Below are 15,392 nucleotides of genomic sequence, written 5' to 3'. Positions count from 1 at the left end.
ACCGAACACCTCACTCTTTGCGCTAACCATTATAGCACAAAGAAAAACAGGCAGAAGACAGAAAAAACGCCCAAAAAAAGAAGCCATGTCCTTTCCATGGCTTCTCCGGTGTATTTTTATTCCGTCACGGCTTTTTTGGAAGGATGCTTTTTTTGCATCGATTTCCATTTCCAAGTGACCCAGAGCGGGCTGGCCACAAAGATGGAAGAATAAGCGCCCGAAATCAATCCCAAGAGCAGGGCCAGCGAGAAATTCCGGATGCTTTCCCCGCCCAACAACCACAACAGAAGGGCGGCAAACGCCACTGTTAACACGGTGTTGATCGAACGGACCAGCGTTTGCATGATGCTGTTATTCACAACCGCCGCCAAGTCATCCCATTTGGCAGGATTCTCCTGTTTCATGTTTTCACGGATCCGGTCAAATATCACAATCGTATCATTGATCGAATATCCCACAATGGTCAGCACCGCGGCGATGAAAACCAAATCCACTTCGATCTGAAAGAGGGAAAAGGCTCCGACCACAAACAGGACATCATACAGCAAAGCCAATACGGCCGAAACAGCAAACCGGTATTCAAAACGGATCGCCACATAAATAATGATGAAAACGGAGGCGATGAGAACCGCTTTGATGGAATTCATGGCCGTTTCCCGACCGACCACCGGGCTCACGGTCTGGGCCTGGATATTCACGTCGGTTTGAAAAGCTTTTTCAAAAGCCGCCTCAATCTGATTGATCTGGTTCCGTTCCATGCTATGGCTGACCCGAAAAAAGACAAACTCATTTTCCGATCCGCCCGTGCGGACATCCGGATCGTGATACCCGAGTCCGGTCAAAACGGTCCGTGCTTTTTCCAGATCCACATTCGGCTTCACATGAATGTCCAGCCGGGTTCCGCTCACAAAATCGACTCCCAGGTTGAGTCCCTGAACGGACAGCGAGATGATGGAAACCGCCACAATCAACAGCGTCAGGATAAAAATCTTTTTTCGATGCTTCACAATATCAAACTTATAGATCACTGATCTCATCCTCTCTCACCCTGAACCAAACCGGGCTTTTCAGCAAGTTGGACCGGACCAGCAAATTCATCATGATCCGGGATAGTGCCACCGCTGTCACAAAGCTGACGAGAATCCCGGCAATCAGCGTCACCGAGAATCCTTTGACACCGGCACTTCCGAAGATAAACAACACCGCTCCGGCGATGATGGTGGTAATGTTCGCATCGAAAATGGTCAGGAAAGAACGTTTGGAACCGGCACGGACGGCTGCTTTCATGCTTTTGCCAACCCGCATCTCCTCACGAATCCGTTCATTCATAATGATATTGGCATCCACCGCCATTCCGATCCCCAGAATAAACGCGGCAATTCCCGGCAGGGTTAAGGTCACGCCCATCACCATGAAAGTCAACAGCAACAAATACGAATAAGCCACCAAGGTCGTGACCGCCACAAATCCCGGCAACCGGTAAAAGCCGATCATGAAAATAAAGATCGCGATCACGGCATAAGCCCCTGCGATGAGACTGTCCCTCAAGGAGTCTTCCCCGAGGCTGGCATCCACGGAATGGCTTTGAATTTCCTTCATTTTCAACGGAATGGCGCCGGCATTCAACAAATCGGCCAGCTGTTGTGCTTCCTCCGTATCCTTTTGGCCGGTGATTTGTGCCGTTCCCCCGGTGATCACTTGTTGGACCACAGGGGCGCTTAGCTGTTGCTCGTCCAAATAAATGGCAATCGGTTGTCCCAGATGCTCACGGGTGATCTTGGCAAATTTATCCGCATTTTTCAGTTGCAACGTGACAACCGGCTGTCCCATCTGGTCATAATCGACTTTTGCCCCTTTTTCCTTCAAGTCGCTTCCCTCCAGCAACACTTTCCCCGAAGCATCGCGGAAGGTGAGCTTGGCCTGTTTTCCAAGCAATTCCCGTGCTTTGTTTTGGTCTTTGACTCCTGCCAGTTGCACCCGGATGCGATTGGGCGGTTCAATGGTGATATCCGGTTCCGACACCCCCAGGACATTGATCCGGCTGTTTAAGGCCGCGGCAGTGTCTTTCAAAATCCCCGTATTCACTTTTTGTCCGGGCTCCGCCTCATATAACACTTCAAATCCGCCTTGCAAATCCAGGCCCAACGTGACATGTTTCCATATATAACCGGTAGTTGTGGCCGCCAAGCCGAAAATTGCAACCACCAGGAGGATAAATACGACGATATTGACTTTTCGCACCCTCATTCCTTGTCCTCCTTTTATGTATAAAACACCGTAATTTTAATTATCCCTGCATCCGAAAGTCATGTCAATTTTGCAAAAAAAGACGACAGCGGGATTGTGGCTGTCGTTTATTTCTTTTCATTCTTGTCATCATCATCCTTGTATACCGATAACATCAACCAATTCATAAAGCGGTTTGCTTTCAATGAAATGATGTCATTCACCAGCCGGTTCAGCCGGGGCCATCCCCTCCGGTAATTTTCCGAGACACAGGCCCAAACCTGCTCTCCTGTCACATTTTCATAACCATACATCCGAAATTCCCTGGCTTTGCTGTTACACAACTCTTCAATGCATTGCATCAGCTCATGCTCAGGCATCAGTTCGACCGAATCCTTCTGATGGCTTCCCACCGGTTTCAAAGAACCATGTTTCTTTCTCACTTCTCATTCACTTCCCGTTTTAAAGGTATTATTCTGAAAGGTTTCCCAAAAATCCTACTTATTTTAGTTAACAACTCTGCGGGCATTCATGCAAGCCCTGTTGAAAAATTTTGCTGTTAAACATTTTTGTCATGAGTTGTCCCAGCAACTCATACGTTTAAATAGGAATCAGCGAAGGAGGGGCGTGGTAGTGCGCAAAGGATTTTTATACGGCACTTTTGTTTTGGTCAGCGCCGGGTTTATCACCAAAATTCTCGGATTTATCTATCGGATTGCCCTGTCCAGAATCATCGGCGATGAGGGAATGGGACTGTTTCAAATGGCGTTTCCGATCTTGTCCTTCACCATCGTGATCACCACCGCCGGACTGCCGGTGGCCATCTCCAAACTCGTCTCCGAAGCGGAAGCAAAACAGCAAGAAGGAAGAATTCGTTCCATTCTCATGATTTCGATATTGATCGTCATCATAACGAGCACCATCGTCACCGGCGGCGTTCTCATCAGTGCCCCGTGGATTGCACAAATGCTCCTCACGGATGAACGGGCCATTTACACTTTGCTCGGAATCGCCCCGATCATTCCGATCATTGCCGTATCATCCATATTTCGCGGTTATTTTCAGGGGCGGCAGAATATGAGCCCTTATGCCATTTCAACCATTGTCGAACAATTTGTCCGCATCTTCACCGTCCTTCTCATCGCCGGTTATTTATTGAAATTCGGCGTGGAATATGCCGCGGCCGGAGCCATGCTCGGAATGGTGGTCGGAGAATTCGCCGGCATGATGTTTTTGATCCGTTCCTTCAAAAAAGATCCGACCCGCCCGAAACTGGACAAATCCTTGTTCAAACCGGGTTGGAAACCTTTCCGGCAAACTTTCCGCGACCTTTTGCGTTTGGCCGCTCCGGTGACAGCCAGCCGCATGGTCGGTTCTTTTTCTTACGCCATCGAACCGATTGTCGTGGCGCAAAGTTTGGCCATGGCCGGATTTGCCACGACAACAGCGACCGCTTTATACGGGCAATTGGAAGGGATGGCGGTCCCGTTAACCTTTTTTCCCGCTTTCATCACTTATGCCTTGTCCGTGTCATTGGTCCCGGCGGTCAGTGAAGCGGCCGCAAAAAAAAATGCCCGGCTGATCGAGCACCGGTTGCAACAAGCGATCCGGTTATCTTTTATTGTCACCGCGCCTTGTGCCCTGATTTTGTATCTGTTGGCCGAACCGCTTTCCATTCTGTTGTATCGCGAGCCGGATGTCGCCCGGCTGATCCGGATCATGGCCCCTTTTACCATGATTCACGCTTTGCAAGGCCCGTTCGCATCAGTCTTGCAAGGATTGGACAAAGCACAAGCACCCATGCGCAACTCCATCATCGGGGCCATTTTCAAAACCATTCTCATTCTTTTGCTCGCATCCCGGCCGGAAATTGGCATCGACGGAGTGGCGCTTGCCATCAACTGCGGCATTTTGATCGTCACGACGTTGCATTTCATCGACATCGTCAAGCTGGTTCCGTTTCACCTGAAAGTAAAAGAATGGGCAAAACTGGCTCTAACCATTTTCATTGCCGCGGTGGTTTTCCGCTTCAGCAATTTCAGCGGTTCGGATTCGATGCTGATCCAAACCGTCACCCAAGCCGGCATCACCCTGTTGGCTTATGGGATCTGCTTGATTCTTTTTTCACTCATCCAAAAAAACGATGTCTTGCGCATTCCTTTGATCGGAAAGTGGGTTGCCCGGATCCTTTCCAAGTGAGGATTTTATGAATCTTTCCGGTCGATGAACAATTTTCCGTTGCTGTTCACGGAAGCATAAAAAATTTCCTTGAAATCCCGGTACCCTTGTTTTTGAATCTCGTTTTTCAGCCAGAAACGGGTTTTCCCGATTTGTCTCAATCCTTCATCCTGGACCTTTCCGTCAATGATGAGCGGAACGGGCATTTGAAACGGTCGCAGGGAGTTATGTACACCTTCTTCGCAGGTCTTTTTTTCTTTTGGAAACACACTCAACTTCCCGGTGGTTTCCAAAATCGCAAATTCCACATCGGACACATCGGCAATGTTTTTCTCCCGCAGTTGAACCATCAGATCATCCATGTTATAGCGGGCTTTGGCCATCTGATCATCCAGGATTTTTCCCTTTTCGACAATGACCACCGGCTTCCCGTCCGCCCATTCTCTGATTTTTTTGCTTTTTAAAGAAAGATATGAAATAAACACTTGAAAGATCGCCAAGGTCAATATGGAGATAATGCCGATAAACATGGGCTTTTCCGAATCGATCGCCATCGCGGAAAGGTCGGCAATCATGAACGAAACAATCAGATCAAACACCGACAATTTGCCGATCTCCCTTTTTCCCATCATTCTCATGATCACAAGCAAGAAAAAATAGATAAATACCGTGCGTAAAATGATGGTCCATATCAACCCAGGTCACCTCCTTTTCAAAACATAGTTTGACCAAATGCCGCCTCTTTATGAATGCTCAAAAAATACCAGGCATAAGGATGTATTAATCAAGAAAGGAGAGGAAAAGCAATGAAAGAAGCTTTTTTCGACTCCGCCAAAAAAGGCGTCCGGTCTCCTTGGCTCATCGGGCAATGCGTCATCTGGGGAATTGTCCTTTTGGGCTCGTTGATCGTCACTTTGTTTCTGCAATACTCCACCTTGTCCTCCCACCGCCTCCCGATGATTGCCTATGCGTTGAATTTCGCCGCCTTGTTAAGCGGGGGATTTGTCACCGCGCGCAAATCGGAGTACCGCGGATGGATGGCTGGCGGGATTCAAGGAATCATCTATGCCCTGATCATCTTGCTCATTGCCTTTCTGGCTTTTGACAGCCTGACGTCCATTCATCCGCTTTGGCTTTCCTTGTTTTCCTTCGGCGGTGGCGCACTGGGCGGAATCATGGGGGTGCAAACCAAACAGGATTAAATCCCCGGAAAAACCAAAAAAGCTTCTGATCCTGTGATCAGAAGCTTTTTGGCCTTATTTGGATTCCTCTTTGGCTTGTTCTTTTTTCTCTTCTTTTTTCTTCTCTTCTTTCTCTGCGGATGCATCCTCATCGGTTACCACCGAATTCACCGAAGAGCGCTCAAAAACCAAACGGGTATTGTCACTGACTTTTAACGTCACCCGGTCTTCCGTCAAATCCACAATCGTTCCGTGAATCCCGCCGATGGTGATCACTTTGTCCCCTTTTTTCAAAGCATTCAACATGGCCATCCGTTCTTTTTGCCGTTTTTGCTGAGGGCGGATCAGCAGGAAATAAAACACGACAAACATCAGAATAAGCGGTATCAACGTACCCCATTGTCCCATAAATTGGTCCTCCTTCAAAAAGGTTTTTCCGGATGCAAACTTCCGTAATACTTCATCATAAATGCATCACGGAAATCAAGCAGCCGGTCTTCCAGGATCGCCAGGCGAACCTGTTTCATCAATTCAAGCAGAAAATAAAGATTGTGGTATGTGATCAGACGCAAGCCGAAGGTTTCATCCGCTTTGATCAAATGCCGCAGATATGCTTTGGTATAGTTTCGGCAAGTATAGCAATCACATTCCGGATCCAGTGCGGTGAAGTCACGAGCATATTTGGCATTGCGCACCACAACACGCCCTTGGCTGGTCATTGCCGTCCCGTTGCGGGCAATTCTTGTCGGCAATACACAGTCAAACATGTCGATCCCCCGGATGGATCCTTCAATGAGCGCATCGGGTGATCCGACCCCCATCAGATAGCGCGGTTTGTGCTCGGGCAACAAAGGAGTGGTATAGTCAAGCACTTCATACATCAGCTCCTTGGATTCACCCACACTGAGCCCGCCCACGGCATAACCGGGCAAGTCCAAATCCACGAGCTGACGGGCGCTTTCCTCCCGCAAATCCTGATACATCCCGCCTTGGACGATGCCAAACAAGGCTTGCTCTGCCGGACGCTGATGCGCTTTCATGCATCGTTTCAACCACCGGTATGTACGTTCGGTTGAAGCTTTGACATACTCACGGTCAGCGGGGTATGGCGGACATTCGTCAAACGCCATGATAATGTCTGCTCCCAATGCGTTTTGGATCTCCATGGCCTTCTCCGGCCCGATAAACAGCTTTTCCCCGCTGATATGGGAACGGAACGTCACTCCTTCTTCTGTGATGTCGCGCAGCTTGCTCAGACTGAACACCTGAAACCCGCCGCTGTCCGTCAAGATCGGACGATCCCAGTTCATGAATGCGTGCAATCCCCCTGCTTCCCGGACAATATCATGCCCCGGACGCAAAAACAGATGGTAGGTATTGCTCAAAATAATTTGCGCATTCATTTCTTTGAGTTCTTCCGGGCTCATCGTCTTTACGGTTGCCTGTGTTCCCACCGGCATAAAAATAGGAGTATCGATGGTTCCGTGTGGTGTATGTAAGCGACCCAACCGGGCGCCGGACTGTTTGCACGTTTTAATGAGTTCATATTTTACAGCCAAGGTGTTTCCTCCTACTTAAATTAACCATTCTGACAAAAATGTCATACTCCTTCTAAACATTATAGAGAACACCACGAACGAGAACAACCTTTTTCCGGCAAACTCTTTTAAAGGATCAGCATGGCGTCCCCGAAACTGAAGAAACGATATTGCTTGCGGACCGCTTCCTCGTAAGCCGACAAAATCAGTTCGCGCGAAGCAAAAGCGCTCACCAGCATCAGCAAAGTGGACTGGGGAAGATGGAAATTCGTCAAGAGACCGTCGACCACACCGAACTGAAACCCGGGATAAATGAAAATATCCGTCCAACCCTGATCTTTTTTGATTTCCCCGTTTAATTTCCGGTACACGGTCTCCAAAGTGCGCACACAGGTGGTCCCCACGGCAAACACTTTGTTCCCCCGTTTTTTGGCGGCATTGATTTCTTGAGCCGTTTCTTCGCTTAACTCATAGTATTCCGCATGCATCCGGTGATCCTCAATCCGCTTGACCGTCACGGGACGAAAGGTTCCCAGCCCCACATGCAACGTGATGAAAACCACTTTGACTCCTTTTTCACGAATGGCGGCCAATAACTCTTCCGTGAAATGAAGTCCTGCCGTCGGGGCCGCAGCCGATCCGACCACTCTGGAAAAAACGGTCTGGTACCGTTCCGGGTCGTCCAGCTGTTCATGGATATACGGGGGAAGAGGCATTTGCCCCAGTTGTTCAAACAACTTTTCAAGATCTCCCCCTTCATACTGCAACTGAAACACCCTTCCGCCCGCCACTTCCGTCTGTTCTTGGGCGACGGCTTTCAACCGGCCTTCCCCGAATTGGATCACGGTCCCTTGTTTGACCCTTTTTGCCGGACGGACCAGCGCTTCCCACCGGTCATTTCCGAGCGGATTTAACAAGAGCAGCTCAATCTTTGCACCGGTTTCTTCTTTCACACCGATCAACCGGGCCGGGCGGACACGGCTGTCATTTAAGACAAGCACATCCCCGGGATTCAGATAGTCGAGGATATTGGTAAACTTGGCGTGGCGGATTTGTGATGTCTTCCGGTCCACCACCATCAGCCGGGAGGCATCCCTCTTTTCGGCCGGAGTTTGTGCAATCAATTCTTTCGGCAAATGATAATCGTACAAGGATACATCCATTTCGTCGTTCCCTTCCTTCTTCCATCCAAGCTCAAAGAAAAAAGCCCGTTCCTATCGAAACAGGCGAAACAAATAGCTTAATAACGATAAGACAATGCTGATCACAATGCAAGTGACAATCGGGAAATAAAACCGCGTGTTTCCTTTTTCGATCACAATGTCCCCGGGAAGTTTGCCCAACTGCAAATACTTCCCGCCCACCTGCCAAAAAAGCCCGATCACCACGAGAACCAATCCCATGACAATCAACGTTTTTGCAAAAGGATTCATTTCGGCCACTCCATGTTAAAATGCTCGTAACATCGTTTGGTCACCATCCGGCCCCTCGGGGTGCGCTCCAAATAACCGATTTGCATCAAATACGGTTCATATACGTCTTCAATCGTGTGCGCTTCTTCCCCGATCGTGGCCGCCAGCGTATCCAAGCCGACGGGGCCGCCCCGGAACTTTTCGATGATGGTCAGCAAGAGCCGGTGATCCACATGGTCTAACCCCATTTTATCCACTTGAATGCGATCCAATGCATCCCGGGCGGCTTCTTCCGTTATCAAACCGTCTCCTTCAACCTGGACAAAATCCCGGACCCTTTTTAACAGCCGGTTGGCTATCCGCGGCGTTCCCCGTGCCCGGGAAGCAATCTCTCTCGCTCCGTTTCCAACCACCCGGACATTTAACAGATCGGCCGCCCGCTCCACAATCAAAGCCAACTCATCCACCGAATAAAATTCCAAACGGCTCATCACCCCAAACCGGTCCCGCAACGGCGAAGACAGGGAGCCGGCCCGGGTGGTGGCCCCAACCAGGGTGAACGGGGGAAGATCCAGCCTGACCGAACGGGCACTGGGTCCTTTCCCGATCATAATGTCCAAAGCAAAATCCTCCATCGCCGGATACAACACTTCTTCCACCGAGCGATTCAGACGATGAATCTCATCGATAAACAACAAGTCATTGGGTTCCAGATTGGTTAAAATCGCCGCCAGGTCCCCCGGACGTTCAATTGCCGGGCCGGAAGTGACCCGGATGTTTACGCCCATTTCATTGGCAATGATTTGGGAAAGCGTGGTTTTCCCGAGCCCCGGCGGACCGTACAGCAGCACGTGATCCAATGACTCGCCGCGCATCTTGGCCGCTTCTATGTATACTTTCAGATTCTCTTTTACCTGCTTTTGCCCTATATATTCGTGAAAATACCGAGGGCGCAGACTGTATTCGACCATCTCATCGTCATGGTTCGCCTTGGCAGAGATGATCCTCTCTTCCATGTCCGACCCTCCTACCTGTTCATCATGATCTTCAATGCCTGTTTAATCCATGTTTCGGTGTCCAACTCTTCTTCCGATCCTTTCAACGCTTCCTGTACAGCCCATTTTGCTTCTTCTTCATTATAGCCAAGGACCTTCAATGCTTCAATCACATCCCTTTCTCCCGCATCCGGCGCGGACAGGGGCACCGGGGATACAGCCACAAGATCCGGAAAATGCATTTTTTTCAACTTGTCTTTTAAATCCAACACCAGGCGTTGGGCCGTTTTTTTCCCCACTCCCGGCAAACGGGTCAATTGTTTGACATCCTCCGTTTGGATCGCCTGCACCAACTGATCCGGTTTCATTCCGGAAAGCATGCCCATTGCCGCTTTCGGTCCGACGCCGGAGACTTCCAACAGCAGGCGGAACAAATCCCGCTCTTGTTTGGTGTCAAATCCGTATAACAATTGGGCATCTTCCCGCACCACAAAATGGGTGTACAAAAAAACTTCCGCCTCCGGATCATAGGCATACGGGTTCGTCACATAAACCTGGTAACCGATCCCGCCCGTTTCCACCGCCACATAATCCTCTTCCAGATAATGAACTTTCCCTTTCACAAAGTCGATCATCGCTTCAATCCCCACTTTTTGTATTTTTGCACCGTTCCGGAAGAATGTGCTTCACAGATGGCAATCGCCAGCGCATCCGCCACATCGTCCGGTTTTGGCACGGACGGCAAATGAAGCAGCAATTTCACCATTTCCTGCACTTGCTTCTTGTCTGCTTTCCCGTAACCCACCACAGCCATTTTCACTTGCAAAGGGGTGTATTCCGTGATCGGGATCCCGGCTTCTTCCGCAGCCAGCATCATCACGCCCCTTGCTTGTCCGACGGTAAATGCCGTGGTCACATTCCGGTTGAAATACAATTTTTCAATGGCCACGACGTCCGGCCGGTATTTGGAAAAAAGCAATGTACAAGCATCATAAATTTCCTTTAACCGCGCGGGGACCGGCATCCCGGCCGGCGTTTGGATACTGCCGTAATCGACATCCACCAGCCGGGTACCCCCCTGCTTGTCAAGGATGCCGTATCCCACGATGGCGATCCCCGGATCTATGCCCATAATACGCATCTCAGTGGTTCCTCCCCAGAACAAAGCGAACGTTTATTCTTAAACCACGACTAATTATATCACAAGTCTCCATCCAAATTGGCCAAAGATTTCCACCACGGATTCCTCCGGCAAAAAGCCCGATAAAAAAACGCTTCCCGAAAAGGTCAGCGTTTCTTCCATCCCAACATGTCAAAAATTTTTAATTCCCTTTTGGCTTGTTCCCTCACGTCTTTCGGCCATCTGCTTTCCCATTCTTCCCAGGTCCCTTGACCGCTTTGTATCTTCAAAGCTTCTTGAATCGCCTTTTCAAGCACAAAGTTCCAATAAATCCTTCCCATCCTGAAAACCCCTGTTCCAAATATGGCTTACAGTATATTCTATGGAAGAGAAGCACACGACATGAACTTTGTTTCTTTTTATTTTTCTCCAACAGCCCATGTATTAGTCCGTACTTCCCTGCGCCCCGGCAAAAACATTTGCGCCCGTCCCCCGGCACAAAAAAGAGACCATCAATGGCAGATGGTCTTCTCAAAAGGCGACCGTGTGCATATACACGGCTTCAATCCTGGATGTATTCGGCCAATTCCTCATCGTCCACTTCAAAATTGGCATAAACATTTTGCACATCATCATGATCTTCCAACGCGTCAATGAGCGAAATCACGTTTTTGATGATGTCTCCGTGAATTTCTGTTTTGTTGGACGGAACAAAGGTGACTTCCGCCGTGGAAAAAGAGAACCCTTCTTTCTCCAACGCTTCTTTGACCGTTTCAAACTCTTCCGGTGTTGTGGTCACCTCATAGCTTTTCCCGGTGGATTCGATATCCTCGGCACCGCATTCCAAAACGGTCAGCATCAGTTCCTCTTCATCCAGATCGGTATGATCCCGGTCAATCACCAGCAATCCTTTCCGTTCAAACATCCACGAAACACAACCGGACTCCCCCAAGTTTCCGCCGTTTTTGGAAAAGATATGGCGTAAATCGGCCGCAGTCCGGTTCCGGTTGTCCGTCAAAGCTTCCACCATGATGGCCGTTCCGCCCGGACCGTAACCTTCATAAGTAATCGCTTCATAATTTTCGCCCGTTCCGCCGCCTGCGGCTTTTTTAATCGCACGTTCGATGTTTTCATTGGGCATGTTTTTGGCTTTGGCTTTGGCGATTGCAATCCGCAACTGGTGGTTGTTTTCGGGATCTTTATCCCCGTTTCGGGCGGCCACATAGATCTCACGTGCCAGTTTGGCAAAAATTTTCCCTTTCAGTGCATCCTGACGCCCTTTGCGATGTTGAATGTTTTTCCATTTGGAATGCCCTGCCATCGTCCATCACTCCCCTTGCAAATTACGATCCCCAATCCCGTAAATAACGGAAATCGATGCCGACCGTCCGTTCGCTCAATTTGATAATCACCGGCATCGTCCGTTTATACTGATTGCGGATGATCCGTTGACTCACCTGACGAATAAATGCATCATCAAACTGGAGGGCAAGCAACTGTTCCAGGGTATATTGCCGGTCAATCATGTAATACAAGAGCCGGTCAACATCCAAATAGTTAAACCCGAGTTCGTCTTCATCGGTTTGATCTTCCCATAAATCGGCACTCGGCGGCTTGGTGATGATCGGCTCCGGCACGCCCAAATAAGCCGCCAGCTGACGGACTTGGGTTTTGTACAAATCCCCGAGCGGGTTGACGGCCGAGGCCGAATCCCCGTATTGGGTGCCGTAACCCAGCAACAACTCCGTCCGGTTGCTTGTGCCGATCACCAGAGCTTCGTATTGAGCGGACAAGTCATATAAAATGGACATGCGCTCCCGGGCCATCTTGTTGCCGCGCCTTAAAGGCGTCGCATCCGGAATGCGTTCAAAATACGCATCAATCTGCGGGGTGATATCAATGGTCAAGCTTTCCACACCGGTATCGTCAATGGCCAGTTGCGCATCTTCCAAACTCGCCGGACTGCTTGTCTTATACGGCATCCGCACGGCGATCACGTTTTCCGCGCCGAAAGCTTTGACACACAAATACAAGGACAAAGCAGAGTCGATTCCCCCCGACAAGCCGACAATGACTTTATCGAATCCAGCCTTGTTCACTTCTTCACGCAAAGCGGTTGTCAAGAGACGGGTCGCCACTTCTTCATCCAAACGCAAAAAAGGCGCTTTTTCCAACATCTCATCAATCATCTGCATGATCAGCTTCCCCCTCCAGTCCGCTTCTGCCTGATGCGATTTAATTCACGAATGGTCAAATCCAAATTTTCATCCCGCAACACAGGAAGTTGGAACCGGGCTTTCCGGATCTTGTCCAGATCCAAATCAACAATGATGAGATCCTCTGTAAACAGTTCCGCTTGCGCTTCCACTTCCCCGAACGGATCCACCACTTGAGAACCGCCGAAGAAAGTGACTCCGTCCTCGGTTCCCACGCGATTGCAATAAATCATGTAACTTCCGTGGCAAACAGCGTTGTTTCTCAGCATCAAGTCCCATGATTTTTTGGAACCCGGCACCGGGCTTGTGACATCCCGCACCGGCGCATTGGACAACACAATCATCACCTGCGCCCCATCCTGAGTCAACAGATAAGGGGCCGAGCTGTGCCAAACGTCTTCACAAATCAACAGGCCGAATTGTCCAAACCGGGTCGGGAAGCTGCGAATCCATTCGCCTTTCCCAAAATAACGCGCTTCATCAAACATTCCGTATGTAGGCAAATACACTTTTCGATGCAAATAATGCAAATTTCCGGCCGTCGCGTAAATTGCAGAGTTATACAAGATATGTTCAGGGCTGTGCTCCACGAATCCAAACACCAGATCCATATCGCCTGCGGATCGGATCAGCCCTTGTATTTCAGGACTAAAAGGATCTCTGGCCATTTCGTATGTCAGATCCAACAACTGGTATCCTGTCAGACTGAGTTCCGGAAAAACAAGAAGATCCACCTGTTCCTCCCGGGCCCGATGGATCATTTCCTCGTGCAATTCCAGATTTAAATCCACTCGCCCCAAGCGTGGTCTGATTTGTGCAAGTCCTACTCTCATTCTTTTGCCTCCTCAAGCAAGAACAAGGCTTCGATAAAATCACTCTACATCATAACATAAGCGCGATCAGACTACCAATACAAGAATTGGGCAATTTGTTTTTTCCATTTCTTTCTATTGGCCGCGATTTGTTTGAGGTATGGATAAGAAGCCTTGATTTCATATCCTCTTTTTCTTTCCACCAACCCGATCATTTCCCGAAAAAATTCATTTGGAAACAAGAATAAGCAAGCCAAAATCTCTTTTTCCACCGGCTTTAAAGGGCGAACGGACTGGTATGCCTGAAGGACCGTCTCCAATCCTTGATCCGGAAATTGGTTTGCAGCCAAGATTCGCATCGTCATTTGCCAAAGATCCCCCACTTGCGCATCATAATCCGCCGTTTCAAAGTCGATCAACCACAGTCTTCCCGCTTGATCCATCATCCAATTATGGCTGGCCAGATCGCGATGGGCCAGCATGTGTTGCATTCGCTCATGTTCCACCCATTCCCGAAAGGGGATTTGCTCCAGCCGCTCCCAGGCTTTGATGCCGTCCAAATAAAAATTCGTTCCGGCTTCGGTTAAAAGATCCCGTAACCGTTGGTCTTCGATTTGATCCGCTCGTGTGAGGATTTGATAAAATTTTTGCAACCTCCTTTGCAACCGGTGAATCAAAAGAAACGCCGCCCCTGACGGCGGCGGCGTTTTCAGATATCGGCCCGCCTGATGAAAAAACGCCAAAGTATGAATCATCCGGATCACTTCACTGACATTGTTATAATTGCAAGTTTTCCCCTGAATAAACGGAGTAAGAATCCAACTTTCACCATCGGTAATCATCGGGAGCATCGACTGAAAGCCGCGCTCTCTCAGTTCGCGATCCACTTGTATCAGCCAACTGGCTTTCAGGCCGTCAAAAGGCTTTGCGATCCACCACATAAAATCGGTCTCAATACACCAATTGTTTCGATATGGACTGATACGCCGGACTGGTGTATGTAATAACTTTTGGATATGAAGTGGATGGGGTTGAATCATCGGCTCTCCCTCATTCTTTATCCTACACTTGAAGAACTTTCTTTCCATTCCCTGTATTCCATGGCAATGCGGTTGCCAAAGGCATCGGGATGATTCATCGGAACGGGCGGCGGGTAACAAGGTTGCAAAGGCCATCCGCTGCTTATCATAAAGGGATCTTGAAACACCGGAACCGGGAACATCGGGGCAAAACCATGCCAATAAGAAGGATAAGGGGCCGGCGAATCCAAATGGGAAAGATTCGGTTCATCATCATAATACGACGAATCCGCCATAAACGAGGAAGAATCGTCCAACACCTCCGGTGACCACTCCGAAAATTCACCAACGGACGGCGGCTTGGGCAATTCTTCTGTCACAAACCCGCTGCTTTCGGAGGACTCCTTTCGGGAAAGCAGTTCTTCCTCCTCTCCCTTGGGTGATTCCTTCACTTCCGACGGTCCGGTGGTTCCCCGGGTGTCCTGTCTGGAAACGGCCAGGGGAATCTTGCCGGTGGGAATCCGGATTTTCTCCCCTTTTTTCAATTTCTCTGTATCCGCCAAATCCGCATTCCATTCTTGTAACCGTTCCAGCGGTATATTATACTTTTGAGCAATATCCCACAATGTCTCCCCCTCACGGGCAATATGGATTTTCATTGGACAACCCCCTTCATAAAGGCTGAATCAATATCA

General features: G+C 49.3%; 17 protein-coding genes and 1 pseudogene. 2 read left to right on the top strand and 16 right to left on the bottom strand.

The window, feature by feature from the left end; all coding sequences use genetic code 11:
• Positions 1-116: 116 nt before the first annotated feature.
• A pseudogene (gene secD, locus I8U21_RS09495) lies at positions 117-2,247 on the bottom strand (protein translocase subunit SecD).
• A gap of 107 nt (positions 2,248-2,354) precedes the next feature.
• Positions 2,355-2,669: a post-transcriptional regulator gene (locus I8U21_RS09490; protein ID WP_309544808.1), complete on the bottom strand. Its 315-nt coding sequence runs from the start codon at positions 2,667-2,669 to the stop codon at positions 2,355-2,357.
• 190 nt (positions 2,670-2,859) lie between these two features.
• Between I8U21_RS09490 and spoVB the strand changes: the two genes are divergently transcribed.
• A complete protein-coding gene (gene spoVB, locus I8U21_RS09485) occupies positions 2,860-4,425 on the top strand; it encodes a stage V sporulation protein B (protein ID WP_309544809.1) in 1,566 nt (521 codons plus the stop codon).
• Between the two features lie 5 nt (positions 4,426-4,430).
• Here the strand turns inward: spoVB and I8U21_RS09480 are convergent, their stop codons facing one another.
• Positions 4,431-5,042, bottom strand: a complete 612-nt coding sequence (locus tag I8U21_RS09480; RefSeq protein WP_181731844.1) for a DUF421 domain-containing protein — start codon at positions 5,040-5,042, stop codon at positions 4,431-4,433.
• Positions 5,043-5,210: 168 nt separating this feature from the next.
• Between I8U21_RS09480 and I8U21_RS09475 the strand changes: the two genes are divergently transcribed.
• The gene (locus tag I8U21_RS09475) at positions 5,211-5,606 is read left to right on the top strand and encodes a TIGR04086 family membrane protein (protein WP_181731740.1); all 396 of its coding nucleotides are present in this window, start codon (positions 5,211-5,213) and stop codon (positions 5,604-5,606) included.
• 54 nt (positions 5,607-5,660) lie between these two features.
• Here I8U21_RS09475 and yajC read toward each other — a convergent pair whose 3' ends face one another.
• From yajC to I8U21_RS09410, 13 genes are all read right to left on the bottom strand, one after another.
• On the bottom strand, positions 5,661-5,993 hold the full coding sequence (yajC, locus tag I8U21_RS09470; protein ID WP_181731741.1) for a preprotein translocase subunit YajC: 333 nt from the start codon (positions 5,991-5,993) through the stop codon (positions 5,661-5,663).
• A 14-nt stretch (positions 5,994-6,007) separates the two neighbouring features.
• Positions 6,008-7,144 carry a tRNA guanosine(34) transglycosylase Tgt gene (gene tgt, locus I8U21_RS09465; protein WP_181731742.1) on the bottom strand — a complete coding sequence of 379 codons (1,137 nt, stop codon included), beginning with the start codon at positions 7,142-7,144 and terminating at the stop codon, positions 6,008-6,010.
• Positions 7,145-7,251: 107 nt separating this feature from the next.
• Positions 7,252-8,286, bottom strand: coding sequence for a tRNA preQ1(34) S-adenosylmethionine ribosyltransferase-isomerase QueA (gene queA / locus I8U21_RS09460; protein ID WP_181731743.1), 1,035 nt, complete (start codon positions 8,284-8,286; stop codon positions 7,252-7,254).
• Positions 8,287-8,337: 51 nt separating this feature from the next.
• On the bottom strand, positions 8,338-8,556 hold the full coding sequence (locus tag I8U21_RS09455) for a DUF2905 domain-containing protein (protein ID WP_181731744.1): 219 nt from the start codon (positions 8,554-8,556) through the stop codon (positions 8,338-8,340).
• The gene (gene ruvB / locus I8U21_RS09450; RefSeq protein ID WP_181731745.1) at positions 8,553-9,551 is read right to left on the bottom strand and encodes a Holliday junction branch migration DNA helicase RuvB; all 999 of its coding nucleotides are present in this window, start codon (positions 9,549-9,551) and stop codon (positions 8,553-8,555) included. Before ruvB ends, I8U21_RS09455 begins: the two co-directional genes overlap by 4 nt.
• Before the next feature lie 11 nt (positions 9,552-9,562).
• A complete protein-coding gene (ruvA, locus tag I8U21_RS09445) occupies positions 9,563-10,165 on the bottom strand; it encodes a Holliday junction branch migration protein RuvA (RefSeq protein WP_181731746.1) in 603 nt (200 codons plus the stop codon).
• Positions 10,162-10,671 (bottom strand): crossover junction endodeoxyribonuclease RuvC, encoded by a 510-nt coding sequence (gene ruvC, locus I8U21_RS09440; RefSeq protein WP_181731747.1) that lies wholly within the window; start codon positions 10,669-10,671, stop codon positions 10,162-10,164. Before ruvC ends, ruvA begins: the two co-directional genes overlap by 4 nt.
• Positions 10,672-10,817: 146 nt before the next feature.
• Complete coding sequence (locus tag I8U21_RS09435) at positions 10,818-10,991, bottom strand: hypothetical protein (RefSeq protein WP_181731748.1); 174 nt, start codon at positions 10,989-10,991, stop codon at positions 10,818-10,820.
• A gap of 221 nt (positions 10,992-11,212) precedes the next feature.
• Positions 11,213-11,971: a YebC/PmpR family DNA-binding transcriptional regulator gene (locus I8U21_RS09430; protein WP_181731749.1), complete on the bottom strand. Its 759-nt coding sequence runs from the start codon at positions 11,969-11,971 to the stop codon at positions 11,213-11,215.
• Positions 11,972-11,993: 22 nt separating this feature from the next.
• Positions 11,994-12,845, bottom strand: coding sequence for an NAD+ synthase (locus I8U21_RS09425; protein WP_232333874.1), 852 nt, complete (start codon positions 12,843-12,845; stop codon positions 11,994-11,996).
• A 2-nt stretch (positions 12,846-12,847) separates the two neighbouring features.
• Entirely contained in the window at positions 12,848-13,699 is an 852-nt protein-coding gene (locus tag I8U21_RS09420; protein WP_181731750.1) for a nitrilase-related carbon-nitrogen hydrolase, read from the bottom strand.
• Positions 13,700-13,770: 71 nt separating this feature from the next.
• Positions 13,771-14,619, bottom strand: a complete 849-nt coding sequence (locus I8U21_RS09415) for a phosphotransferase (RefSeq protein ID WP_198053798.1) — start codon at positions 14,617-14,619, stop codon at positions 13,771-13,773.
• A gap of 116 nt (positions 14,620-14,735) precedes the next feature.
• Positions 14,736-15,356 carry a LysM peptidoglycan-binding domain-containing protein gene (locus tag I8U21_RS09410; protein ID WP_198053797.1) on the bottom strand — a complete coding sequence of 207 codons (621 nt, stop codon included), beginning with the start codon at positions 15,354-15,356 and terminating at the stop codon, positions 14,736-14,738.
• Between the last annotated feature and the right edge of the window lie 36 nt (positions 15,357-15,392).

The sequence above is a fragment of the Thermoactinomyces sp. CICC 23799 genome (assembly GCF_016055145.1).
GTDB classification, from domain to species: Bacteria; Bacillota; Bacilli; order Thermoactinomycetales; family Thermoactinomycetaceae; genus Thermoactinomyces; species Thermoactinomyces intermedius.
This window is presented reverse-complemented; position numbering and strand designations above follow the sequence as displayed.